Source organism: Paenibacillus germinis (assembly GCF_013141785.1).
Classification (GTDB): domain Bacteria; phylum Bacillota; class Bacilli; order Paenibacillales; family NBRC-103111; genus Paenibacillus_E; species Paenibacillus_E phytorum.
In genome coordinates, this window is record NZ_WHOC01000019.1 from 479907 (window position 1) to 505530 (window position 25624).

Here is a 25624-nt window from a genome sequence, read left to right on the forward strand (position 1 = left end):
AATCATCAACTCACATTACGAATTCTTGTCATACATACAGCTAGAGATACTTTAACCATATAGTAAAGCGATTTCACAGGGGTAATGGACGATTGTCCCGCTTTCCTCGCATGCATTAAAACAGATACTTCTTTCACTCTGAATTGCTGCCGTTCCAGTAAAACTACAGCCTCTACTTCCGGATAATCCTCCGGGTAATATCTTGCAAACAACTCAATGATGGGACGGTTCACCGCTCTAAAGCCTGATGTAGGATCAGTGAAAGTCTTACCAATCATCCAACTTATCATCCATGTAAAAAAGAGAATCCCTAATCTTCGATTCCAAGCGGAACGATAGGCGGTCTTCACCAGAAACCGAGAACCGATGCAGCAATCAACATGCCCTGTCAAGATTGGCTCCATAATTTGAGTCAACGCTTCTGGATCATGTTGGCCATCTGCGTCGATCTGTATTGCGATATCGTAGCCATTCCTTGCAGCGTACATGTATCCCGTTTGCATAGCGCCTCCGATGCCCAGATTGACAGGTAAATCGATTACAGCCGCATGCTGTAACTCACGTGCAACCGCTGAGGTACGATCCGTTGAACCATCATTGACGATGACAATATCCATATCAGGCTGCTCTCGTTTTATGGAGGCCACTACGCCTGATATCGTTTTTTCTTCGTTATAAGCCGGAATGATGGCAAGTGTCTTCATTAGGTTATTCCTTCCCTCGCTAAGCTCATCCATCCTGAACCATTTCTATTCCCAAGCATACCCGCTTCTTCATCTGATTAAACCAAATGGCAAGAACGCAAATGGACAGGTCCCGACGTAACGAGATAAACTAAGAGGAAAACTTTGCTTGGAAAGGAAGGATATGAATCAATCGATTATGGAAGAGAATATAAAGAAACCATGGTGAACGAGGGTAGAATCGGGAATTATCGTTTCGGAATATTTATTCGATTTTTACCGCAAAAAAAAGAAAGGAGTTTGGATCCCATCCTTCCCATCATCGAAGCAATGAAGAAGCCGTTGCGAAAACTCTCGAAACCATGATCATAAACTTGCTGAAGAAGTTCCAAAAGCAAATGTGGACCCATTAGGCTTTGGATTGGATTATAGAGCGCATCACTATGGCACAGTAAAAGAAGAATGGAAAGCGTGGCAAGCTCTTATCCTGAGTTAGAGTTTAACGTGAATATACAGGTGAAACTTGATGGCGTGGGAGTCATTAAGTAATTAGGAAGTTTCAATCGATGTATCGATAATGCATGTACGCTCAACTTCATCTTGTTGTTCTTGTTGATCTCGAAGCTCTTGCCATTGTGTGGGCTGAATTCCAAGCTGACTCATGACGTGATTAATATCGATTTCTCTCACGATTCCAACACCCCATCCAGGTTTGTCTCTTTCTTTTTGTCTACACTTTACTTTATCGGTCATTCTGCCATCTGTAAATATGGACATATTGTCGAATCGCCTAAAAAATCAACAAACCTTTCATTAAGTTCACTTAATGAATTAAGTTAAAATTCGACAAAAAAGACAAAAGAGCTGCTTTCTGCGGCCCTTTTGTCTTTTCATAGACGTTTTCAACTATTGTACTTGCCCATTCGACGATGCTCTGGATGAAACAAATTCGCTAGCCCAATCTACCATACCATTCATTAAAGTCAGTATAAGATTGACCGCATCTTTCTCATTTAATGTACCGTTGGACTGACTGCTAACATATTGGGACGTTTTTTGTTCTAATTTTTCAACGAGATCCTTGATTTTCAATAAATCATTGGCTAAGTCCGTTACTTGCTGACCTTTCGCGTCACCTTGACCGGCCCTTTTACTTTGATTCTGATTCTGATCTTGGTCTTGATCCTGTGCCTGTTGATTAGAGTTAGAGTTTTGTTGATCACTGCTGCTATTATTAAACTGTTGCTGCCCCTGGCTTCCTTGTGAGCTTTGAGAGCTGTTAATCAACATCTTCTTTACTTGCTCTAGCTCGATGAGCACCATATCATTTTGTTTCGTTAGTTCATCCATTTGCAGCTTGAGATCCTGTGTTTTAATCATGTTGTCAGACAGCTCCTTCCATTATTTCACAGCACCACACGCAATTCGTTTTCCCGAATTACCGGATGGATCCGTCTTCAGATCATCTTCTTTCTCATGGATGACCAGACTAGTCCCCCCTTGTTTTAACAATGAATTCGGCTTGTCCGGAAGCAGCACTGCAGACTTTGTTATGGCATTGAACTTCCCATTTCCCTGTGCATCCACGACCAAATTGGGGAGATCCCCTGCATGGAATCCTTTCGGATTGTGAAAGCCATGTTCCTTCTTAAATGGATTGAAGTGGGCTCCTGCCGAATCAAAGTTAGGGGCTTCACAGACTGCTTTTTCGTGAAAGTGTAAGCCATGATTTCCTGGTGTCAGCCCGCTAACTTGGAGATCAATCTGAACGCCATCCTGAACAGATGTTAAATGGGCAGTCCCTATAGATTGGCCGCTCGAACCGATGAGTGAAACTTGCAGCTCAGATGGTGGTGATGCGGCTTCTGTCGTTACAGTGCTCTTCACACTTTGACAAGCGGTAAGTACTAGCAACCCCAGACTTAGAGTCATGATGATTTTAATTGATTTCATACAACAATATCCTCCCGGAAACTTGGCTTTTACATAATCTACCCTTAGGATGCACAACTGCATTACACTGTAACCGCATTAAAAGAACAATTTTTTCATAATTAGCGTTCTATAGCAAAAAGCCCGCAATCTATTGATTGCAGACTTAACCTTCATTTCATTTTCTCATTATAAGATCGTCATGAGTTTCGCAATTATTTGTAGATTCTCTAGCTTCCTCTTGTAAAAATGGAACTCAACTTTCGTATGCTCGACAGCGTCTTCCATCCGCAAAACTTGCTGCTGTAAATCTTTGGTGTATGGCCACATCTCCGCTTGCCGGTGAAGCTCGTTTTTCCCCGTAACCATTCCGTCCCCAATTACTTCACATTCTTTGGCTAGAAGCTGATGCTTAGCCCAGGCCAATTCCGATACCGCATCCACATAGATGGCTTCTGCTTGTTTAAGCAATTCCGGTACAAGTTGTAACTCCAAAATAACATCCGACCGATTCATTCGGATTCCTCCTAAGAGTTTTCGTAAGAAAACTAACTTCGTAAGCATAAGCTCAGTCTTAGCAAATCATGGACTTTTGCTGCTTCGCCTCATGTATATTCATAGAAAAAATAAAACATGCTTAATCGTGATATCAGGCGAAAACAAAGCATTTTCTAGCAGGATACGACTTATGTTGCTATACGAATTCCACAAGGAATGACAAACTGATTAAGGTTGCATTAAATCTATCATATCCCCCTCCCACCTACTTGTTTAGCTTACTAGAAGCAGCTATGATGATACTATACGTATCAGAGGAGGTGACAATGTATGAGCCAAGAGGAAGAAGTTGTATCCCAAAATGAAGAAGAAACCGCCCCAGAGTCCACCGAAGAAGTGGTGAACGAAGAGGTGTCTGAAGAAGTTGCAGAAGCTACGCAAGAAGCTGCTGCTGCGGAAGAAAGCACGGAATCCGAAGAGGAATAATCATCCTAATTATATATCCCCCCCAACCTATTGGTTGGGGGTTTATTGACGTTTGGAAGACGGTAAAAAAACTTGTAAATTTTTTAAAATTTCATGAATAAATAATCTGAACATTCAAATAATACTGGTGTACCAAAAAAAAGGAGATGATTATGAATGGCTAGAAACAACACTTTAGTCGTACAACAAGCAAAGGCAGCATTGGATCAACTGAAGTACGAAGTCGCTCAGGAAATTGGTGTCCCTCTCTCCCCTACTGGTTACAACGGTAATTTGGCAACACGTGATGCTGGTGCCATTGGTGGCAACATCACGAAGCGATTAGTGCAAATAGCTGAGCAACAACTTTCCAGCTTTAAACGCTAATCCTTTGATGTAGGAGCAAGCAAAAAAGACTGATTCACTCGATCCTCCTTAGAGTGAAAATCAGTCTTTTCTTTTTTTCCTTCGAAATGATCATCTATTCCTTCAATTTCCTCACCAGTTTCCACGGAAGTATTCTATTCTGAAATTAGTTCTAGTATGATTACGTTGTCCATTATCCGATAAAGGAGTGTTTACCTTGACTGAACAATATGAAATATTCCGTGATCCCTATCGTATGCTAATACTTTTGGCCACATTAGTTAGTGAACAAAAAGGCGAAAAAGCTCTCCAATTTGACAATGTACCGTATTTCGAGAATGATACATTCCTCATCCAGAACGAAAAGTTTGTATACAAAAAAATCCCCACCGAAATTACCTGGTTTCAATTCCTAGGAAGAGACATTGCTTGCAATAAAGACTATACCCGCGAAGAATATAACAAAATGTTCGTTGATTGCCTTGCTTCTTTATACAACATCACCTAATACATACACGGAGGCTGTAAAGAGCAGCCTCTTTTTATTGCATAGAGAACATAAAAAAACGCCATCTATCGGAATCATCCGACTAGAATAGCGCTCACTTTGAACCATTATTTCTTTTTCACTTCTTCAACAAACACGTCACTTGCGTCACGATTACTCCCAAGTTCGAGGATCGTATATTTCTTCTCGCCAATCATGATAACATCTTCGACTTCTGGAAGCGGATCCCCTAAATATACGGTGCCTAAGTATACATTACTGCTCTTCAAACGTAAATTCCATCGATGCTGTTGTTTCGTCATTTCCTTGTTCCTCCCAAGATCTACTGTCATCAAGTTACCATAAATCAAGACAAGATGAAAGCCCTACTATCAAACAAGCTCCTAAGTATGGTACAGTAGTGTCAAGATTGTCCGGAAGGGTTGACAACTACCATGACAGCACAAGGTGTTTCAAAGGAAGAACTTTCTAGCCTGCTCCTCAAAAATGACGAGGTATCTCACGGTTCACTCGCGAATTTATCCTATATTCCTAGGTCCAAAAAGAAACGCATGACGAATCCGTTTTTCCAAAAGCTGTTCCGTTATTGGCGTAAATAAGAATGAAAACCATCTGTTGACAATCACTTAAATCCTTGGTATATTACTAATTGTCTTCAAAAAACGACTTGTTAGCTCAGCTGGGAGAGCACTATCTTGACAGGGTAGGGGTCAGTGGTTCGAGCCCACTACAGGTCATACTAAGAAAACCCTTACTTCGTAAGGGTTTTCTTTCGTTTTTCACCCCAGCACACAAGGTAATAATATCTTATGCACTAATCCGAATGATCGTCTGATGTAGTTATGTGAAGTTAAAGATTAAAACAAGAAAAAAGGTACGATGAAACCGTACCATCACGACTGCTCCTCACTCACCACAACTGAATCTCGAATCTGTTCAAAAGAAACTGGCGTATAATCCCAATGCTCCACACTCACATTAAAGTAATGGCGTCCCTCGTATTTCTGGCTGTGAATGTGGCCGTGTACGTTGACGTAGGGCATTTGTTTATTCATATACATCGGCTCATGGGATAGGAAAAAGAAATTCTTATAAATGATCGGGTACTCGCTCACTTCGTCAAAACCGACTTCAAGCCACCAGGTTCTCGACCTCCCCCGATCGTGGTTACCTAGGATGAGGATTTTGTAACCATTTAGCTCTGAAACAATGGCTTTGGTTCGCTCTTTATTCAAGAAGGAAAAATCCCCTAGATGAAATACTTTGTCTTCTTTGTTGACGACAGCGTTCCATTTGGCAATCATGTTCGCGGTCATTTCGTCTGCATCGGCGAAAGGCCTAGCTTCGAAATCAATAATGGATGAATGACCAAAGTGATGGTCCGAAATAAAATAGGTATTAGCCATCGAACCCCACTCCTCTTCTACTACTTAAACTTCCACTTTTCCTCCACCATAATGACCACAGCAAGGTACATACAGGCAAAGCCCAAAGAAACGGCGCATAGCCGACATACGCTAACACGGGTACACCTACTATTGTTCCACAGACGATGGCAAGCATGTTCCACGGAATCATCGCAGCTAGAATAAGGCTTGAATCGGCCACAACTCGTGCAAGTTGACTGCGAGGAAATCTCTCTTCCCAAAAAGGCAGTAAACTCCGCCCCGTCATCATAATAGGCAATGTTTGCGTACACGAAACAAGGCCAAGTCCTAAGCCATACAGGGATGTTCGTACAGTCGCTGAAAGGAGTGAAGCTGACGTCTCCCCTAGCAGCTTTTGCATATAAGTCTCTAGGATACGATACCTTTCTAAAATGCCGCTGTAAGCACCTGCGAGTGCGATAAGAGCAATCAGTTCGATCATATTAGAAAGACCTTTAGTTTGCAGCGATTCAAAAATGCTAGATTGGTAGCCGAACCACATATCGTGCAACCATTCATTCCAAGTCATTTGTTGCAAGCTCATGCCAATTACGATCGCACAAGCAATCGACAAGAGGAAGCCATTTCTTGTTTTGAACCTTAAAAGGATTGAAATCAATAGTACAAGTACGGGCAGCAAGAGCCACAAGCTGTAGCTAAATCCCGAAGCAAACTGCTGATTGTGTAAGGAGATGTCACTACGATGCCATTCTCCATTAAAATCACAAACTAAGAAAAACCCAAGCGCGACACCTAGTGCACCAATTGTTGTGGGTAGTAAGGCTTTAAAAAGGGCCTGCATGGATACGCCTGTTGAAGAAGCCACAAGTCTGTTTGCACTGGAGAATGGTGAAGTCCGATCGCCAACGAAAGCACCCGACACGAGTGCACCAGCAACCATAGGAAGCGGGATTTGCAGCAGCAGCCCCAGACCAATTAATGGGATACCCACAGAACTTAGCGTTCCCGTGGAGGTGCCCAGCACCATTGAGATGCAAACGGAGAGTACAAATGAAAATGTTAGAAAAAAACTAGGATCAACTACACTCAGGCCCAAATCAATCATAAATGGGATCGTACCGCTCATTGTCCATGTAGGGATAACCACGCCCACTAGGGCAAGAATCCAAATGACTTCTTTGGTGTGTTTGACACCTTCCCACATACTTTTCAAGATGCCCCGAAATGTTGTTCCCGCTCTCCAAATGAGGGCTACCAAGGTCAAAAGCCCCAAAGAAAATCCAATCACTAAAGGAATATGTAGAAAATAAGCGACAGCAAGCCCTATAATCGTTATCGTGATAACTGCACTAAGTTGTCTAATCGTTAACATCGTTTAGGCTAACATCCCTTGAACCGTTCGTTTGGTTTCATGAATTGCTTCCTTCAAAGGCTTCGTCTCCCCTTGATATGGATGAACAGAACCAAAGGTGTGGTTGCCCTCAGGTATTCTAATCCATGCAATGGCGTCATTTTGCTCAACAAGCCTCTTGGAACCTCGGATTCCTCTCTCTCCATCTTCCGTCCCCTGAATAAGAGCGATTGGGAATTTAGCACCGCGAATCCTACCCACAATATCGAAGCGCTCACGATTATGCTCCATATCTTCTAAGATTTCGAGGTCCAGTGGCATGTTTTGCTTCGTGCGGCCGTTCAACGTGTACGTTCGCCCTGTTGCCCGCATCTCCGCTTTATTTTCCTCCGTAAATAAATCAACATTCGCAATCCCGTTCCAGCTTATCACACCGGAAATGTGTTCAGGATGATCAAGTGCATAGATTAAGCACACAGCCCCACCCCTGCTATGACCTAAAAGAAGAATGGGTTTCTGAGTGGCTACGCCTTCACGGTTACGAATATCATTCACAACAGCATTCAAATCTTCTAAATCTTTGGAATAAGTTTCTCGAGCAAACTTCTCAAGCTCGGTAAGCTCAAGTAAGTCAGCGCCCACGCCGTTGTGAGAAAAATTGATCGAAATCACATCAACCTCTTCGGCTAACGCCAGAGCCACATGCGGAAACATTCCCCAATCTTTGAAACCTTTGTACCCGTGACAAATAATTAATGTCCCTCTGGCCGGCTGTGATGCCGCTTCATAGAAGTCCCCTCTCACAACACGATCTGTCTCTATACAAAGTTCAAACGGTTTACCCGCGCTAGGTTTCATTCGTATTACCTTCCTTTCCAAATCGTGTTCTAAACGCTGCATACTTCTGTTATTTTATCACAAATCTAAATAGGACAGCATAAGCAGGACTACTGTTCATAAATTTATGACATTTTGTAAAAACTTGATTATGTGCTTTTAAAATTGAATGAGGAGGAAGCTAACCTATGCATCCATTCCGAGCAAACAGCTTGCTCCGAAAGCTGTTTTGCACGCTGTTGATTACAAACCTATTAACAGCTGCAGCAAGTATCAACACACAGGCTCATGGCAGTATGCCACAGTTTGAAGAAACCTCAAGTTCTGGGGAACTCCAGCTGGTCGTTAAAGTTTCACCTCATGCTGCTTATCAAACTGAAGCTATATTTGTAGATAAAAAATTACAACGAGAGCTAGTTGATGGAGGTACAGGAGCGCCATTCGTCGCTCCCCTTCCCCCGGATACCACGCTTTCCTTTGACAAAAAAGGTGTGCAACAACGCTATGGTGTTACTCCGAATGGTGAAGTGGTCGATCTCTCAGCGGGACTTACGATAAACATATCAAGTACCTCTCAAGAATCGCTGCGCTCGCAAGTTCAAGTAGTTAGAGCCAGGCATTATGGCGAAATACTTCCCTGGGAGGAGGCGAGTGAAGTCCTCCCCAAATACAGTAAATTCACCATCGTAGACGTGGAGAGTGGTCTCAGCTTTGAGGGGCAGCGCCGCGCGGGCTCCCATCATGCGGATGTACAGCCGCTGACCAAATCCGATTCCGCGACGCTCAAAACCATCTACGGCGGCGCCTGGAGCTGGGACCGCAAAGCGGTCCTCGTTAAGCTGAACGGCCGCACGCTGGCCGGATCCATGCACGGCATGCCGCATGGAGGGGATGGTATACCCGGAAATGACTTCAACGGTCATTTCTGTATTCACTTCCTCGGGAGCGTGACGCACGGCTCCCGCTCCGTCGACCCGGCGCACCAGGTCATGGTGCACCGAGCGGCTGGCTTGCTGACGGAATACATCAGCAAGCTCTCGCCCTGGGCGCTGATCGACGTGTGGATCAGCGCGGCGAACCAAGGTGACCTGCAGCTGCTGCAGGTCACCACAGGGCAAGAACAGGCGCTGCATGTGCGAAGCATGCGCCGCCTGTCCAAGCTCCCGGAGCGGGACGTGTCCCAGCTCCTGCAGCTTGACACCGCGGTTAACGTTTCGGCTACGCCGGTGCGTCCTTCCGCGGTTGTGAACAGGCGTGTGCTCTTTCATCTGGAAAGAGCTTCGCTTAATGAGCGCTGGTACATCCGCAGCGCTGTGATTCAATAAAAAAGCCCGGCATCTCAGAGCTAGTCGAGAGATGCCGGGCTTATCTTTATTTCACAGTAATTTTACCCTTCATGAAATTCTTATGAGGCTCACAGAAGTACGTGTACTCACCTGGCTTAGCAAACGTGACACTTTCCGATTCACCCATCGCCAGAAGCGCTGTTTGGAAACTGCCATCATCAGCGACTGCATTGTGTTTCACTTTATCCTTATTCGTAAAGATAACAGTGGAGCCTGCTTCAACAGTGATATCCCCTTCTTTGAAAGCAAAGCCCTCAATATTCACGTAATACGTTTTAGCTACCTCTTGTCCGGATCCCGAAGTCCCTCCGCTAACAAGATTAACCGTCCGCGTGTTTTCATCATACAAGACCTTAATCCCGAACACTTCAGCTAAAAAACGGGAGTGAACAAAGGTTGAGCTGTTAATTAATTGAGCAGGACCGACCATGGATACTTTGGTTCCGTCCACATTGGCTTCTGTGGATCCGATCATGAGCTTAACCGTCTTTGCGTCCTTCTTTACAGTGACCGTTTGTGTAGCAGCATCATATCCTACTTCTGATCCAATGCCTTCTGCAAAGGCACGGTACGGCACAAACAAGGAGTTATCAATGAGGTAGGACTCGTCGAGCTGCAAGGGTTTGCCATTCAAAGTGAGCTTCATATCGGATTTTACCTGCTGTTGTACGGATGCTTTCATATTCATGTCAGCAGCCATCCCATCGTGTCCAGGCTCATGTTCCTGAGCTGAAACCGATAAGATGCTTGTAGTCAGCAAACCGAAACTTAGTACAACCGCGAATAAGCTTTTTTTCATATTAAAAATCCTCCTTTGAATTTGTACATCTACTCTATTGAGTAAACGTATCAATGGAGGATTCGGTTTACTTTCGGGCGATTATTGTTCCGGTTGACCCGAAACTCTGCGCAGCTCATTGGCAAGTCGATGAAATTCTTCCCTAGCAGCAGTGGACGACGTCGCCTCATATCCGGCCGAAAGGAAAGGTATAATCACATTGGCATCTTTAGGAGACAGAGGATACGACACGGGGGGCTCAGGTGGTGCTATCGTATTCCACCAACCTTCATTTCCATACGAGTCATCGTAATCCACGCCAATCCCATGCTCAACTACATCGTTTAAGTATTGATAAATGTTTATGAAATTAGCCTTCTTACCACCACTCCAAGCATACGTTTGCCAAAAATGAGAGCAAGCTCCAGCGTTTCGGACGGCTTCCATCACAGTATAAGAACCATATACACCTGTCGTATACTCGGGTGTCGCCTCACTTGCTGCACGGATATAGGCAATAATGGTTGGCATTTGGGCACTTGAGGCATCAAAGTCGACAGCAAAGTAAATACAACTGCCAGGTGGTTGTCCTAGATTATGAGCAACCTGCACAGCCGTTGCCCCATCAGCCAAACCAGCGCTTCTTCCACCGAGAGCTCGGTTCGCCGTTGTTTCGAAAACGGATACGATTTGCAGACCTGCCTCGCTGATCGTTTCCGATTCACTTTTGGTTAACGCCTTGTAACCACTCGGAACGAGATATCTGGCCACAAACAAGTAGCCATCATTGACGAAAGCAGCGGCGGTTTGCGCCGTTAAAGGCGTTGAACAATCAAAACCTTTGGTCACTTTCTATCACCTATTTTCTACTAGTTTCATACATGATATGCGTAAAGAGGCTTGAACGCTACAAGGACAAGTTGAACGCCTATCCATGTAAATACAAAAAGGCTCTTTCCCATTAAAGAAAGAACCCGAAATTATTTCATCTAAGATGCTATTAATCTTCTATGCTATTAATCTTCTTCTTTTGTTCCAAATCTTTTTGCATTCCTAGCACGCGCACGTTCGATTTCAACCTCTCGATTACGAGGCTCAGCATTGGTTACCAACGAGTCCAACAGATTCCGGGCAACTAAACTAACATCCTTGACAGCTTGATTGAACGCCGCCTCATTCGCTTTTGAAGGTTCAGTAAAGCCCGAGATCTTTCTTACAAATTGCAACGAGGCCGCCTGAATTTCATCATCGGTAGCCAAAGGATCGAAATTGAATAGTGTCTTAATATTTCGGCACATAGCTTTCTCCTTTTGATATTGTTATAAAATTAATTTTACAATAACATTCGAAAATAAGCACACTATCCATCATCAATGCAAATGACCGTCGCATCTGGCGCATTTTACTCAATTATAGGAATAAATGAATAAAGGCCGACGAATATCGTCAGCCTCTATCCTATTTCAACTATTCAAACTTGGTATTATTGATAACCTCGGTAGGATGAACCATACGAATTGCCATAATTCGTTTGTTGTTGAGGTTGCTGCATATTTAAAGACTGAAAGCTTCTTTGAGCCGTTTGTTCAAGCTGTCTGCACAGCTGGGAAACGTGTTGTAATTGTTGAATAGCCATTTGGTGGCCTTGCAGCGCAGATTGAATAATTTGGACGGCTTTTTGTTCCCGTTGTGCTAATTCTTCAAGTCTCATTGCATTTTGCTGCTCTTGTTGAAGCAACTGTTGATACATCTGCGAGGATTGTTGCGTTTGGTTTATAAGTTGAGCAATGACCCCTTGTGTTTGTTGAAATTGGTTATTGGTATTTTGGTCTTGATACATTGTAAATCCTCCTCATTTTTGAGTTAAGCTTCACGTACTTTCTTTTCTTACTGTTGGCAACCTTGTATAAGATCTCTCTCCGGAGTGACTTTTATCCCCACTAAAAACAAAAAAACCTGATTTCTCAGGTTTCCATCGATGACTGATTCAGGTTGTTTCGTGCCTTATAACTTCTATTAGAAAGAACCTAATTTCTGCACTATTGGCTTGAATGAGTAGTAATAGTATTGGTTAAACCATTCATTCTTTTGAACAATTCCTTATTGCATTGATATAACTCTCTAAAGATAGCGTAATGCTCTTCATAGACGGATCTATTCTTCAAAATAGGCGTAATCGGTCTCTCGGCTTGCTTCACTACGATCTCACACGCTTCCTCTATAGATGCATATACGCCTGCCCCTACTCCTGCCATCATGGCCGCACCAATGCAGGCCTGCTCTTTCATAGTGGATGGATATAATTCACAATTCAGCACATCTGCAAGTATCTGCAGCCATACGGCACTTTTAGCTCCACCACCAGCCATCACGATTCGGTCGACTCTCACACCCAATGCCACCAATACCTCCAATCCATCGCGCAGCCCAAAAGCCACTCCCTCCATGACAGCCCGAACCAAATGGGCATCATTGTGCTTCAGCGTTAAACCGAACATGGCGCCTCTGGCAAAAGGGTCCATATGCGGAGTTCGCTCCCCAGTCAAGTAGGGTAGGAAAATAAGCCCTTCTGAGCCTGGGGGAACCTGAGCAGCACTTTCATCGAGTGACCTGCTGTCCTTATTTTGGAGAATGTTCTTTGTTAGCCATCTATGTGATAGGCCAGCACTCAGCATCGCCGCCATCATATACCATTTGCCCGGTGCTGCGTGGGTGAAGGTATGCGTTCGCAGCAAGGAATCATAGGTAGGCGTATCCACAGGGACAAACCATTGTCCTCCTGTGCCCAGCGTGCACGAAGCCTGCCCCTGATGTAATATCCCATTGCCAATAGCCTGCATGGGCTGATCTGCGCCGCCAAAGACAACAACAGTACCTGCAGGAATGGCACAATCGATTGCCGCCTCAGTTGTCAGTATTCCTGCAACCTCCCAAGGCTCACGAACGGTTGGCAGCAGTTCCGGATCAATTCCGAGTTGTCCCAACAGTTCACTGGACCAACACTTATTGGCTACATCATAAGCTAATGTGCCTGAGGCATCCGTTGACTCGGTTCCTACTTCGCCGGTTAGCCTGTACCTAATATAATCCTTCGGCAGCATGACTTTCCAAATCTTCGCATAGGTATCCGGCTCATTCTGCTTTAACCACAACAGCGATAAAAGCAGAAAGCCGGTCGCAGCCCGGTTCTGTACTAGCTTGCCAAGCTGCTCGATAGAATACATCGCCTCAAGCTGTTCCTTCTGTTCAATTGAACGCTGATCGCACCAAATAATCGCAGGCCGAAGCACCTGTCCGTCCATTCCGATTGCAACAAGCCCATGCATCTGTCCAGATAAGCCAATAGCGTAACGGTCACTGCAGCCTGCTCCTGCTAGCCTGACAGATTCAGATAAGGTTTTTCGTACCGCCTCCCACCAATGTTGAGGCTCTTGCTCCGCATAGCCGACTAAAGGCGAATGAATGTCATAGCTTTGCTGAGATAAGCCTACCATCCTTCCCGCGGGGTCCATTGCAGCCGTCTTCACGCTGGAAGTCCCTAGATCTATTCCGAGTAGTATTGTCATTCTACATCCCATCCATTTCTTAAGAGTTCAGCGTGTTTTTGCTGTCCAGCATGCTCATATTCTATCTGTGCCAGTACCGTGCTTGAACAATTCTTCGACATTTGAGGTCACTGTCCCTTTAGGAAAATTAGACTGGCCTGTAATAGTACATGCTAAAATGTAAAAAAGCCCCTCGATTTCATCGTGAAGAGATGAAATCGAGAAGCTTATTTGAGGGGATAAAATAATAAAAACCCTTATATACCAAGGGTTTCCGTACTATGGGCCCAGAGGGACTCGAACCCCCGACCAATCGGTTATGAGCCGACCGCTCTAACCAACTGAGCTATAGGCCCAAAGTAAAATTTGGTTGCGGGGGCAGGATTTGAACCTGCGGCCTTCGGGTTATGAGCCCGACGAGCTACCGGGCTGCTCCACCCCGCGTCATTAGCTGCCGCTCAACAGCGACAAAAATAAATATACACTAAATGCGCGGTCTAAGTCAAGCGTTAATTTCTAGGGCATTTCGTTTGAATTACGTGTTATAACGAACGCCAAATCGTCCTTTTTTGGACTTAAAAACTTCCACTTCTTGTGGGCATTCATAGCCGTAAATCCACCAGTCTTCTTCCATTCTTTTCGCCAGGCAGCCCGCTTGAAACTTGGAATCGTATAATTTGGCCCAATATATCCAGTTCATTGTATTCACTCCGTTATGTTCATTTCGTTAATCCTATCTTATCCAATAAAAGGCCCCCTTATGAGCACCCCTCCACTTAGCAATGTGTTACTCCTCAAAATAAAGCAAAAAACTACTTGGAGATGCTCTAGAGCATAGGTCCAAGTAGTTCATTGAATTAACTATTGTTTGAAAGTAGTCAACAACCGTTTAACGGATTCACCATATTCGTTCGTGAATGTCTCAAATACCTTGACTTGAATTGGGAAGTCTAGTTGGTTGGATTTCGCATTTAGGTTAATTGTGTTTGTTCCATTGTATAAACGTCCTTCGCCTGACAAGGCTTCAACTGATTTCCCAACAGGATTTCCTACATTATCGAATAATTCGAATGAGAGCTTACTGTTAAACTTATCTACTGTTACTTGCTTATCCGGCTTAATGTCCAGATCCAGCTTCAGCTTATAATCATAAGTCATATTACCTTGGAAAATAGCTGAAATTGTCCAATCTTTAATCGTAATACCATATGGGTACACATCCAGCGTTTTGCTCGTTGGATCATTCTTCTGAACAGGTACTTTCGCCGTCGCAAGCAGTGATTTATAAGTCGTATCGCCACTAACTTGTTGGCTGTATAGGTTCATTTTCAGGCCTTCACCCTTTTCAGATGCTGGAAGTGCATACGAATAACTAACCACATACGAGGCATTAGGAACAACACTTAGTGCTGTAGCTTCCTGTCTTCTTCCTCCATACGCATAACCATCTTTACTAACAAGCTCCGTTTGGATCGCCGGAATTGGAATTGGACGGTCACTGTTGTTCGTCAGTTTAAACTTCGCGACAGCCGTATTAAAGCCATCGTCTTCATTACTTGTTACATGTAATTCAACCAGCGAAACATCGACATTGGAAGGAACGAATTTGTTCGTAGAATCCAGTTTAACTGGTGTGCCTAAGGTATATTCTGGGGCTGGGATGACTCCCTGCGTCGCAGCTCCTATAGGAAGAAGTATATTGACACGTCCTACCCGGTAAGTGTCTTCGTGGAACTTACCATCACCCGTCGCAGTGGCAAAACTCTCTGGTGTCACTACATTCAAGCTAGTAAATTCCGTATCCAGATCAGTTGGAATGACAATATGGATATATTTTTTCTCACCTGGATCTAGCATGACGGAAGCTTCGGCGCGACTGCCGGAATAAACGTTATTTTCTGTTTTCCCATCAATCCCAAAGTTAGGTACGGTTTGACGTTCTTTGGTCGGATTTACAACTTGAATTTGCACAACTGTGGAAACGCCTTTGGCTGTAATTTCCTTATGAATGTCCACAGGTATGAATCCAAGGGATGAGCGCAATATAGGTAACGTAAAAGCTTCTCCCCATTTAAGAATAGCGGTTGGTTTCGTTATCGTGCTGTCACTGCCATTCCATACGATGCCAGAGTCAACTGCTACGGTAAGCAGTGTTGTTTCTTCTTTTGGATACACTTCAAGATCCACATCTACGAAGCTGAGGTCGGAAAGAGCAACATCGTCACTCCGTTCAACCGTCGTCAAATAGCTGAGCTCCTGCTGGCTCTTGGGTTGTATGGATTTAGGGTTTTTGGCACTTGGTTGCAGCGTATATTCGGTACCATCAGCCATCCGAACCCGCAGTTCAAAGTCAGGTACACGAGAGATTTTACCACTCGTATTTCTAATTCGAATGACGGCACCCAATTTCGTTGAATCCGACTCGTGCTCATTGAGCATGCTTTTAATTTCGACCTCAATTTTATCCTTCAGTGTATAGCTTATACTTGTATTTGCTGCAGCTGCTGCTGTCAAGTTCAGACCATCCGCAGCCCATGCAGGGAAAGATGCTGTAGTTAAAAGTGCTGCTGATAGAACAATGGTAGCTAGTGATCTCTTCATCGTCTTATTCACTTATTTCTCCTCCTCAAGCTTTTGTTAATTACCGACTTTTATTTTATCTTGATCTTTTAGTTGATGTTGACCGGATATAACAAGAATTTCGTCTTCTTTTACGCCAGAAATAACTTCCTGATTGGTCTCATTCAATCGACCAAGTTCAACTTTACGCTTCTGAACCGTTTCACCATTCACAACAAAGACAAAATTATTACTGCCTTCGCGAACGATGCTAAGACTTGGAACGACAGGTACATTTTGTTCATCATCTTTGGTAAGTTCTACTTGTGCCTTGGAGCCTGGTTTCAGCTTGCCATCCGGATTCGGAACCTCCAATTCCAGATCATAAGCTTTGGATTGTCCGTTAATCACATCCGATAAGTAAATCACTTTGGCTCCGGCCTTCGTCGTTACCCCTGGTATGTAGAAAGTCAATTCGCTCTTGCCTCTAACAAGGTTAGCCGATGCTTCGGTAAGCTGGGATTTGATTTTGACCGGATTCGTCTGTTGAACTTCCCCTACACGGCCGCCTGGCGCTAACGTTTGACCGACAGTCACATTGAGATCGGTCAACACGCCGGAAGCTGGTGCTTTTACTTCAAGATTGCTAAGAGTCCTCTCAATATTCCGTGCACTTACTTGCGCCGATTCTAAACTAGTCTCTACTTGTGCGAGCGAATTCGTCTCTTGCAATGTTTTCAGTGATCTACGTGCGCTTGCTAAATCTTTCTTTCTATTAATAAGCGCCGTTTCCGCCTGCTCTAATTGAGATTTCGTTGCTGTCCCAAGATCATATTCATTGCGCACCGTGTTGTAGGCTTTCTCTAGATCACTAACAGCAGTCTCCAACTTAGAAACGCCATCCTTGGCATCTTCAATCCCGTTGGAAGTCTTCTGTTTAGCCTCTGTAAGTCCTGCTTGCGCCCCTTTAATATTAACAGAATTCAAATCCTTCTGTATAAGAACATCCGTTGGATCCAGGCGGAAAAGCACTTCGCCCTTCTCTACGATATCTCCGCGTTTCTTCACGATTTCAATGACTTCGCCACCAGACTTCGCGACGATATCTAATTGAACGGATGATACGACGTCTCCGACTTGTTCAACAGGCTCACCAATCTTTTGCTTAGCAATTTTGGCCGTTTTCACTACCTTGACCCCTTGTTCGGCTGCAGCAGTTGTTGCTGCCGGGCTTGCTGCTGGTGATGCGGAACATCCTACGGCTATCGCCGCGCTGAGCGCGACGACACCGAATAATTTGGTACTCTGTTTAATCATAAACAACTGACGTTTCATATTCATTTTCTCCTTTTCCCCTGTTTAGCTTATTGGTGGGCAGATCCTGCTTGCTCGGATTGGATGGAATTCGATTTTCCTTTTCTCTTGAAGAGGCGACCTTCTCTTTTCTTAAATAAGATCTCATATATGATAGGCACGATTACGAGTGTTAGCAGAGTTGAAGTCGTAAGACCGCCAATAACTACAACAGCTAAACCTTTGGAAATGATCGTTCCTTTGGATAATCCAAGTCCTAAAGGCATCAGTGCAAGGATAGTAGCACCTGCCGTCATGATAATAGGTCTTAACCGCGTAATTCCAGCTTCAATAAGTGCGTCACGAATCGAATAATCTTGCTCTCTTAGCTGCTGTACGCGGTCTACGAGTACAATTGCGTTTGTTACAACGATACCGATCAGCATTAGGAAGCCGATGAGCGAAGTTACATTGATCGATTCGCCCGTTATTAGAAGTCCTAAGAGGCCCCCAATAGCTGCAAGCGGCAGTGAAAACAGAATGGCAAGCGGCGCTCTAGCGTTACCAAAGGCAATAACCATAACCATGTAAACAATGAAGATGGAAGCAATGATGGCCATAAACATTTGCATGAAGCTTTTTTGAATATCATCGGATACACCCTTCACTTCACGAGTGACGCCTGAAGGCAGTTCTAGCTTCGCCAGTTCTTCCGTAATTTTCTTGCTGACGCCGCCTTTATCCGTGGCATCAATTTTTGCTCTTACGCTGACGATTTGTTCTTGATCTTCACGACTAATGCTATTTGGCGCTTCAATCTGTTTGACTCGAGATACTTCATTTAATTGAATCGTTTGACCAGTAGGAGTCTTGATTAAGAAAGTACCCAGTTTATCCACAGAGTTTTTGTAAGCGGGATTCAACATAACCTTGGTTGCATAGGTGATGTTATTAAATTTCAGATCGCCCAGCTTCTCTTCTGCTATCCAGGCGTTGACGGATTGTAAAATTTGAGCACTAGAAAGTCCATACAAGCGTGCTTTGTTTTGATCTACAATAATCTCGACTTCGGTTTTGGAATCACTCAAGCTGTCTTTAATGTCGTTCAGCTCAGGGAACTCCTTCATTTTATCTTTAACCAGCTGCGATGCTTGCTTAAGATAAAGTTGGTCATCCCCTTTAAGGGAATACGAGAAATCAGATCCAGTTGAGGTAGGAGGCCCGCCGGTAAACAATTGTATATTCACATCGGATCCTGGTGGCATCAGTTTCAACATATCTTCCTTATACTTCTTGACACCTTCTGTCGCATCGGTTTCTGCGGTTAGCTCGAAAAACATCAGCGCTCTATAAGCATACCGATCACTGCTCTGGTTGTAACCTACAAGGGATTCAATGTACTTGAATGCAGGTTTGCCAACTTTGTCCATATGTGATTTCAAATCTTTTTCAAGTTCTTTGGACTTCTCATTCATCATTTCGATGGATGTTTCTCGCGGCATTTTAATCTCAATGACCCCTTGTTTAACGGCTTCACTATTCGGCATGAAAGCCACCGCTAAATTAGGCACTGTAATGACGATCGAGATGATAAGTGCAACGCCAGCCAACAATAAAGTTTTGATGCGGTTATTCAAGGACCATATGATCGCTTTTCTGTATTTCACACCCATAGGTCCCACGTGATTATCATCGTGATTTGTAAGCTTCTTACTTCTAAGCACCATCAGCTTCGCCAGCATCGGAATCACCGTTAATGCAACAATCAATGATGACATTAAAGCTACGACAAGTGTAATAGCAAAAGGACGGAATACTTCACCAACTACCCCACTTACGAATCCAATGGGTCCAAATACACCTACTGTTGTAATTGTAGAGGAAGTAATCGCACTTGAAACCTGTTTCGTTGCTAATTTAATAACAGATTCGTTACGCTCTTGAGCTTTTTGCAGCTGACTATAGATATTCTCAATAACGACGATACTGTCGTCCACGACCCGCCCGACGGCAATGGCCATTCCTCCTAACGTCATGATGTTAAGGGAAATGCCTAAAGGTCCCATAACTAATAACGTAACAAGAATCGAAAGAGGAATCGACACGAGTACGATGATCGTCATACGTATATTACGCAGGAAGAGCAAGATCATTAATGAGGCAAGCACTGCGCCTAATCCGCCTTCTTGCACCATGCCGTGGATGGAATCTTTAATATCGTTGGCTGAATTGTAAATTTTGTGGAATTTCACGCCAGGCAGCGTTTGTCCCCAGTCTGTCATAAGCTTATCTGCGCTATCTGCAAACTCTACAGCATTCGCTGCTTTCGTTTTGTAAAGCAGTACGCCGATGGCTGGTTGATCATCTAATCTTGCAATAAACTTGGACTCGCTGATAGCTTCAACTTTGGCAATTTGTTTGAGAAGAAGCGTATCGCCTGTTTTCGTTGTGATTTTCAAATTGTCCAAATTGTAAATCGTATCCATTTCACCTTTGACTCGAACCATTTGCGTGTTTCCATTGAAATCTACCGTTCCCGCAGGGCTAGATACCAATGAGGCTTTGATCAAACCGGAAACATCTGCTGGGGTTAGACCATAATTATTTATCGCAGGCGCATCCAGCTTAATGGTAAGTACGGCATCCTGATTGCCTACAGAGTCGACATGATCGATCCCTTTGAGACCATTAAAGCCAGGAAGAATCGTATCTTTGTAGGCTTTATCCAGCTCGGTTTGGTTCATTCCTGCCTCACCGTAAACCGCTAAATAATAGACCGGTTCAGAAGAAAAGCCTGCCGTTAATACTTTAGGCTTCTCAGAGCCTTGAGGCAGCTTAACATTGGAGATCAAGCTCTCCACATCTTTCTTAACATCTTCAGGCTTCTTGTCTTGTTCTAACTCCAGGATAATCTGTGAATAATTGTCCTGTGAGCTAGAGCTAAGGGTTTTGAGTCCATCTAGCCCTGCGACAGCCTTCTCTAGCGGCTTTGTAATTTCATCCAGCACATCCTTCGGAGGTGCTACGTATGTAGTGCTAATAATGACGACCGGAAATGTAATATCAGGCATACTTTCTACCTTTAGTGTGGTTGTAGAATACGTTCCTCCTACGACCAATAGCAGCATGATGATGAAAATTGCTGCCACATTTTTCATTGAAAACTCGGTTAACTTGGACATTCTCACTTCTCCCCTATCACCAGCTTTAATACCTACATCCTTAATGCTCACTCAATCATCATACTTGGAATTTCTTAACAAAACATAAACTAGGTTTGAAAATTTTATGTTTTTTCTCGGTCAGGATTTATTATAGCTCTTCATTTTGATAAAAACAGGTGAGTGAAGTCATATTCCAGTCATATATTGGTCATATGAGCAGCTGAACGCTTATGACTTCATGTGACCAAAATGAAAAAAGCGAAGGCTGAATGCCCTCGCTTCAAATAATGAATTAGTCCGTTGTGATAAACCAATCAGCTTTCTGTGTGGCCAGCAGCTTTCTCTGACCTTGAAACTCGTCATAGATACTTAGTGTATATTTCTGTAAGAATTTGGTGTTATAAATGAGGCCCGGATCAGGATTTGTAATCTTGAAATTCTCCCGCTTGCCAAGACGGATCTTCGAATCTTCATCTGCTGTTGAGTCACAGTTGATAACGTCAAAATCTTTGAAATCAAACTTTTTCTCAAATCGTTTAATCCCACCGCCATCTTCAAAAACAAGCAGCAAGTTATGGCCTTCGGTATTAATCTCTGTCAGTTTTTCTTTGGTTAACTCGTAGTTGAATTTAATAGTAAATACTTTATCCTCAATCGATGTCCCAATCTTATCAATCGTAATTGTATAGGGGAATAATTCAACATTTTTAAGCGTTGTCGCTACATTTGTTTTCTCATCAGGCAACCAGTAGGCAACTGGGTTCACATAGGAATCCGCTACGGCTTTCTCACCTTCCGACAGCTTCCCTTCGGTCACTGCTTCTCCAAGAAGTAAGCTCATATTCGCTGTCGTGTAACCTTTTGGCACAGAAGCCCATACATTTAATAGCGCTTTTCCTGTTGGACTAATCTTGTTCTTTACTTCAGCAATAGTTGCCGGGAAAACAGTTCCATCTGATGATCGGAAATTGGCGACGAACTTGGACACATTCGTGAAACGCTTCTCCAAATTGGTCGCTTCCACCATAGCGGAGTACATGATATTCGTTTTATCCTCGTATGTGGATACATTTCGAACTACATACTTCGCTTTACGCCCAATATCATTGGATGTATAGGACTGCCCCATACCGATGAAAGGAATGGCTTGAAGCTCCGCTTGTGTGGAAAACTCCAGCACATCCGTTGCTGCAGCATTGCCCGTACCAGTACCCGTTCCTGTCGGCGGCGTTTCTCCCTCATTCTCTTGAAGAACTAATTTAATTTGAGAAAACTCGTACGTATACGGCACTTTGCCTGCAATTTGCAAATTAACACTCGTTCCCGCTCCCAATCCAATTACTTTAGACGTCTGGATGAGTTTGGCATCAATTTTCACAGCGTCATCAAGCAGGAAATACCCTGATAATTTCGGGATAGGAAGTGACTCCTCACCTTTATTGCTAAGTGTCAAATCAGCGGATAATATGTCTTGATCTTCCCACGGCAAACGGTGCAGCCCATTAAGCTGAGTTGTATAAACCCCGGATTTACTTGTGAAGGAATACTCCTTACCTACAGAGCCGCCTTCTTGCTGCGTAACGGCAGGCAGCCCAAAATTCGCAACGGAAACATTCAATTTCAAGTCAGGAATTGTTTCTGCTACCGCCAACTGCCAAGCGTCCGCGCTAACTGCTACCGGAATGGAACCGGATAGTTGAATTTCTTTACTTTCCTTCGGATTGATCTTCAAATCTTTCAATCCTTTGGCTTCCAATGGATAAAGCAAACCCTCTTTCGTGCGAATTGAGAAGAGGTAAGAAGGGATCGTAACGGTATGATTGCCAGCATTCTCTAAAGTCACATATACGGTGGGAACGTGATATTTTTCATTCTTATTGCTGACAAACTTTTTAATTGAAGCTTTCACGTTGGTTCCATTTACAGAAATTGCTGCAGCACCATCTGAAGGCGTTACGTCTGTATAGGCATCTGGTACTGCGACTTCACCCAGAACACGCTCAAAATTGGACTGGCTAAAATCCCATTTGATAAATTGGACAACGAGATCTTGCAAGTTCGTGCTAGTGTTAACGGTCGCATAGAACGTTAAATCCGTCGTTGAACCGGGAGCAACCCGGTTCTTATCCTTATCTGCTGGCAGCAAGCGTGCTGAAAATTGATTGCCGGATTTGCTTTTCAACCGCACCCAATAATCTATAAATTGCAGCTCACTGCTCCCCTCATTGTGAATAGTAATGGTAAATGTCGCGAGCTTGCCGCTTTGATCAGGTAATACATGGATCTGTTTCAATTCAAAGTAACTACTGCCTGTGATGGAAACCTTGCCGATGGTCGCAGTAATAGCGGATGGGCTGCTATCCGCCCAAACGGGCGTTACAGCTCCGAGCGCCAATGCAGCAGATAAGGCAATGGTTGCCAAGCGATTATAGCGTATCTTGTTGTTCATGGTAGTGAGCTTCCTCCTTCATAATATCATCCTTTTAGAAATTCCATCCTGCTTTAGCCAGCAGGCACAGCCTGCTGTATCATCGGGTTCATAGGAGCATTCGGATTTTCCTTCATTTGTTTGAGCATCGCATCCCCCTGGGTTTGCCATTGCTTGAGCGCTTCGCGAGCTGTCGTTTTCCCTTGAAGGACACTCATAAACTGCGTACGACCAATTTCTTGTACCTGATAAATGTTAGGATTAGTGCGATAAATCTTGGTGTTATTATCCATTGGCGCTGGTGTCACATTGTAGAAAGCTTCCATGTGGAATTCCAACCCATCTTTGGGCTTCAAATATTTGGAGCGGGCAACCAAGTTATAGGAGCTATGAGATTTCAATTTTGCCCAGTCTTCGCCATTGATGAACTTTATGAACTTCCAAGCATCATCAGGGTTTTGCGCTTTGGCATTTATACCCATAATACCATCCATATAGATGGCTCCGCCAACACCTTTTGCTTCCGGGTGGGAAGGAATCGTTACGACATCCCATTCGATTGGTGTATAGCCTTTAAAATTGGCTGCATTTTTGTTCGCATTCGTGAGTTGTTGAATTTGACCATAATTGATAATCCCCATGGCTAACCGGCCTGACATGAAATCATCATACGCAAATGGATTATTTTGATCATACTGACGATTCATTGGCTTCGACGGATCCATCATTTCCGGGAATACCTTCTCTTTTTGCATCTGAGCCATTTTTGTCCAAACTTTTTCCCATTGGTCTGTATCCACCGTCATTTTCTCACCAGCATCATCGAACATTTTCAATTGCAGGGGTGCTGTGTACATTTGTAAACCATAGAACAAATCTCCGCCTTGAGATTGCGTATTAAAAGAGAAACCATTGATGCGGCTCTCCCCTTCCCCTTTAACAAGGCGTTTGGAAAGATCGAATGTCTCATCCCATGTCATCCCATCCTTCGGAAAATCGACACCCGCATCCGTGAACATCTTCTTATTATAAATGAGTGCCGAAGAGTTGAATGTCGGAGCAAGTGCGTAAAGCTTCCCTCCACCTGCATTTTTCATGCCATCCATCACTGCTGGTACGATCCCTGTGGTATCGAATTTATCTTTCGTTATTCGTGGATCAAGCTGTGTCAACAAGTTACTTTCAATGATATCCGGCAGTTGTTCATAACCAACCATAACCACATCCGGTGGATTATCACCCTGCATGATTTCTTTCAGCTTCTCCATAGGATCGGGCATTTTCTCTCCAGGTTGAATGTTGCCATTACGGAACCTCTCATCCATCGTCGAAACTATTTCAATCTTGATATTCGGATTGGCGAATTCAAATATTTCGGTGAATTGTTGTCTGAAATACTGGTCTTCACCTCCGTACATCATCGGTGTCGCGATCCTAAGCACGCGCTCCTGTTTATCATCGGCCTTTTCCCCTTTGGTACAAGCAACAGCTAATGGAGCTACCATAGCCAGCGTTAATGTTGTAGCAAGCATTTTACGCGATATCATTTTCATTTTGATTTTCCTCCAACGGTTTGTGAATTAGATTCAATTCGTTCGATACTTTCATTCGCAGATAAATCTTTCGGTGCTTTAATCATAATTTTCTCGCCGTCAAACTCCATCGTAGCTTTTCCGTCGATTTGCAGAGCGCTCAAGTAAGCCTTCGGAACCTGAAGTCGTCCCGCGCGGTCCAGTACCACATACTCCTCATGGTCTTCACCTGTGAGCCCTGTCGACGTACCATCAAGCGCTGAAATCGAAGGATTGCGAGCAATAAACTCCGAACTTGTCATGCCATCTCGAATGGCGACGACTCGCCCTACTTTGCCTGCCATGGACATATCATGGGTAACAATGACAATTGTCACTCCCAATTCCTTATTTAGCCGTTGGAAAATAGAAAGAATCATATCCGCCGTCTTCGTATCCACCGACCCTGTCGGTTCATCAGCGAGCAGCAAACGCGGACGGTTTGCAAGCGAAATCGCAATAGCCACGCGCTGCTGTTCACCACCGGATAGTTCTTGCAGCTTGTTATTCAAGCGGTGGCTGAGGCCTACCCATTCAAGCAGCTGTTTCGCGTAGGCAGGGTCATAGTTCCCGCTGAGCATCATGGGCATTTCCACATTCTCTAGCGCGGTAAGGTATGAGACGAGATTTCGCGCATTATTTTGCCAGATGAAGCCGACTGTATGTCGTTTGTAATCAACTAGCTGCTTATCGGTAATCTTCAGTAAATCCCAATCGCCAACTTTCACTTGACCCGCAGAAGGGCGATCAAGCCCTCCTAATATGTTCAGCAATGTGGACTTGCCGCTTCCGCTATTCCCGATGATGGCCATAAGCTCACCGGCGTCGATCTGAATGTTTAGCCCTTGCAAAGCGACAACTTCAATCTCGTCTGTTTTATAAATTTTGACTAAGCCCTCGCAAGTAATCACG

The 25624-nt window shown here is 44.0% G+C and carries 26 protein-coding genes and 3 tRNA genes; 6 read left to right on the top strand and 23 right to left on the bottom strand.

What is annotated here, in order from left to right:
* Positions 1-5 precede the first annotated feature (5 nt).
* The 5 genes from GC102_RS04615 to GC102_RS04635 form a co-directional block, all read right to left on the bottom strand.
* Positions 6-704, bottom strand: coding sequence for a glycosyltransferase family 2 protein (locus GC102_RS04615; RefSeq protein ID WP_171688388.1), 699 nt, complete (start codon positions 702-704; stop codon positions 6-8).
* Between the two features lie 528 nt (positions 705-1232).
* Entirely contained in the window at positions 1233-1460 is a 228-nt protein-coding gene (locus GC102_RS04620; RefSeq protein ID WP_171688389.1) for a hypothetical protein, read from the bottom strand.
* A 129-nt stretch (positions 1461-1589) separates the two neighbouring features.
* Positions 1590-2063: a hypothetical protein gene (locus GC102_RS04625; RefSeq protein WP_171688390.1), complete on the bottom strand. Its 474-nt coding sequence runs from the start codon at positions 2061-2063 to the stop codon at positions 1590-1592.
* 21 nt (positions 2064-2084) lie between these two features.
* Entirely contained in the window at positions 2085-2636 is a 552-nt protein-coding gene (locus GC102_RS04630; protein WP_171688391.1) for a superoxide dismutase family protein, read from the bottom strand.
* Between the two features lie 168 nt (positions 2637-2804).
* Entirely contained in the window at positions 2805-3131 is a 327-nt protein-coding gene (locus GC102_RS04635; protein WP_047672455.1) for a hypothetical protein, read from the bottom strand.
* A gap of 312 nt (positions 3132-3443) precedes the next feature.
* Here GC102_RS04635 and GC102_RS04640 point away from each other — a divergent pair, with 312 nt between their 5' ends.
* The 3 genes from GC102_RS04640 to GC102_RS04650 all read left to right on the top strand — a co-directional run bounded on the left by GC102_RS04640 (position 3444) and on the right by GC102_RS04650 (position 4452).
* A complete protein-coding gene (locus tag GC102_RS04640) occupies positions 3444-3599 on the top strand; it encodes a hypothetical protein (protein ID WP_171688392.1) in 156 nt (51 codons plus the stop codon).
* Positions 3600-3755: 156 nt separating this feature from the next.
* Positions 3756-3965 carry an alpha/beta-type small acid-soluble spore protein gene (locus GC102_RS04645; protein WP_029196083.1) on the top strand — a complete coding sequence of 70 codons (210 nt, stop codon included), beginning with the start codon at positions 3756-3758 and terminating at the stop codon, positions 3963-3965.
* Between the two features lie 187 nt (positions 3966-4152).
* Positions 4153-4452: a hypothetical protein gene (locus tag GC102_RS04650; protein ID WP_312883164.1), complete on the top strand. Its 300-nt coding sequence runs from the start codon at positions 4153-4155 to the stop codon at positions 4450-4452.
* Between the two features lie 107 nt (positions 4453-4559).
* Here the strand turns inward: GC102_RS04650 and GC102_RS04655 are convergent, their stop codons facing one another.
* Positions 4560-4754 carry a hypothetical protein gene (locus GC102_RS04655; RefSeq protein WP_029196081.1) on the bottom strand — a complete coding sequence of 65 codons (195 nt, stop codon included), beginning with the start codon at positions 4752-4754 and terminating at the stop codon, positions 4560-4562.
* A gap of 132 nt (positions 4755-4886) precedes the next feature.
* On the opposite strand from GC102_RS04655, the gene GC102_RS04660 reads away from it, so the two are divergent.
* Positions 4887-5051: a hypothetical protein gene (locus tag GC102_RS04660; RefSeq protein WP_171688393.1), complete on the top strand. Its 165-nt coding sequence runs from the start codon at positions 4887-4889 to the stop codon at positions 5049-5051.
* A 65-nt stretch (positions 5052-5116) separates the two neighbouring features.
* Positions 5117-5189 (top strand) — tRNA-Val (locus GC102_RS04665).
* A 156-nt stretch (positions 5190-5345) separates the two neighbouring features.
* On the opposite strand, the gene GC102_RS04670 is transcribed toward GC102_RS04665, so the two are convergent.
* From GC102_RS04670 to GC102_RS04680, 3 genes are read right to left on the bottom strand one after another with little or no spacing between them, the layout of a single operon-like run.
* On the bottom strand, positions 5346-5858 hold the full coding sequence (locus GC102_RS04670; protein ID WP_171688394.1) for a metallophosphoesterase: 513 nt from the start codon (positions 5856-5858) through the stop codon (positions 5346-5348).
* The gene (locus tag GC102_RS04675; protein ID WP_171688395.1) at positions 5851-7212 is read right to left on the bottom strand and encodes a Na+/H+ antiporter NhaC family protein; all 1362 of its coding nucleotides are present in this window, start codon (positions 7210-7212) and stop codon (positions 5851-5853) included. The genes GC102_RS04670 and GC102_RS04675 overlap by 8 nt, the downstream gene beginning before the upstream one ends.
* A 3-nt stretch (positions 7213-7215) precedes the next feature.
* Positions 7216-8049, bottom strand: a complete 834-nt coding sequence (locus tag GC102_RS04680; RefSeq protein WP_171688396.1) for an alpha/beta hydrolase family protein — start codon at positions 8047-8049, stop codon at positions 7216-7218.
* A 167-nt stretch (positions 8050-8216) separates the two neighbouring features.
* On the opposite strand from GC102_RS04680, the gene GC102_RS04685 reads away from it, so the two are divergent.
* A complete protein-coding gene (locus GC102_RS04685; RefSeq protein ID WP_171688397.1) occupies positions 8217-9353 on the top strand; it encodes a hypothetical protein in 1137 nt (378 codons plus the stop codon).
* A 46-nt stretch (positions 9354-9399) separates the two neighbouring features.
* Here the strand turns inward: GC102_RS04685 and GC102_RS04690 are convergent, their stop codons facing one another.
* The 14 genes from GC102_RS04690 to GC102_RS04755 all read right to left on the bottom strand — a co-directional run bounded on the left by GC102_RS04690 (position 9400) and on the right by GC102_RS04755 (position 25623).
* Positions 9400-10173, bottom strand: a complete 774-nt coding sequence (locus tag GC102_RS04690; protein ID WP_171688398.1) for a stalk domain-containing protein — start codon at positions 10171-10173, stop codon at positions 9400-9402.
* A gap of 81 nt (positions 10174-10254) precedes the next feature.
* The gene (locus GC102_RS04695) at positions 10255-11001 is read right to left on the bottom strand and encodes a DUF1906 domain-containing protein (RefSeq protein ID WP_171688399.1); all 747 of its coding nucleotides are present in this window, start codon (positions 10999-11001) and stop codon (positions 10255-10257) included.
* 167 nt (positions 11002-11168) lie between these two features.
* A complete protein-coding gene (locus GC102_RS04700; RefSeq protein WP_171688400.1) occupies positions 11169-11450 on the bottom strand; it encodes a DUF2277 domain-containing protein in 282 nt (93 codons plus the stop codon).
* 185 nt (positions 11451-11635) lie between these two features.
* Positions 11636-11992, bottom strand: a complete 357-nt coding sequence (locus GC102_RS04705; RefSeq protein ID WP_171688401.1) for a hypothetical protein — start codon at positions 11990-11992, stop codon at positions 11636-11638.
* A gap of 199 nt (positions 11993-12191) precedes the next feature.
* A complete protein-coding gene (xylB, locus tag GC102_RS04710; RefSeq protein WP_171688402.1) occupies positions 12192-13718 on the bottom strand; it encodes a xylulokinase in 1527 nt (508 codons plus the stop codon).
* Between the two features lie 261 nt (positions 13719-13979).
* A tRNA-Ile gene (locus GC102_RS04715) sits at positions 13980-14053 on the bottom strand.
* A gap of 11 nt (positions 14054-14064) precedes the next feature.
* Positions 14065-14141: transfer RNA gene (locus tag GC102_RS04720), tRNA-Met, on the bottom strand.
* 91 nt (positions 14142-14232) lie between these two features.
* Complete coding sequence (locus tag GC102_RS04725; RefSeq protein WP_164484139.1) at positions 14233-14397, bottom strand: hypothetical protein; 165 nt, start codon at positions 14395-14397, stop codon at positions 14233-14235.
* A gap of 161 nt (positions 14398-14558) precedes the next feature.
* Positions 14559-16310, bottom strand: coding sequence for a hypothetical protein (locus GC102_RS04730; protein WP_171688403.1), 1752 nt, complete (start codon positions 16308-16310; stop codon positions 14559-14561).
* Positions 16311-16334: 24 nt separating this feature from the next.
* Positions 16335-17591: an efflux RND transporter periplasmic adaptor subunit gene (locus GC102_RS04735; protein ID WP_246320723.1), complete on the bottom strand. Its 1257-nt coding sequence runs from the start codon at positions 17589-17591 to the stop codon at positions 16335-16337.
* Positions 17592-17620: 29 nt separating this feature from the next.
* Positions 17621-20731, bottom strand: coding sequence for an efflux RND transporter permease subunit (locus GC102_RS04740; RefSeq protein ID WP_171688404.1), 3111 nt, complete (start codon positions 20729-20731; stop codon positions 17621-17623).
* Between the two features lie 274 nt (positions 20732-21005).
* A complete protein-coding gene (locus GC102_RS04745; protein ID WP_171688405.1) occupies positions 21006-23162 on the bottom strand; it encodes a hypothetical protein in 2157 nt (718 codons plus the stop codon).
* A 53-nt stretch (positions 23163-23215) separates the two neighbouring features.
* A complete protein-coding gene (locus GC102_RS04750; RefSeq protein WP_171688406.1) occupies positions 23216-24694 on the bottom strand; it encodes an ABC transporter substrate-binding protein in 1479 nt (492 codons plus the stop codon).
* Positions 24691-25623 carry an ABC transporter ATP-binding protein gene (locus GC102_RS04755; protein ID WP_171648498.1) on the bottom strand — a complete coding sequence of 311 codons (933 nt, stop codon included), beginning with the start codon at positions 25621-25623 and terminating at the stop codon, positions 24691-24693. Before GC102_RS04755 ends, GC102_RS04750 begins: the two co-directional genes overlap by 4 nt.
* Position 25624 lies beyond the last annotated feature (1 nt).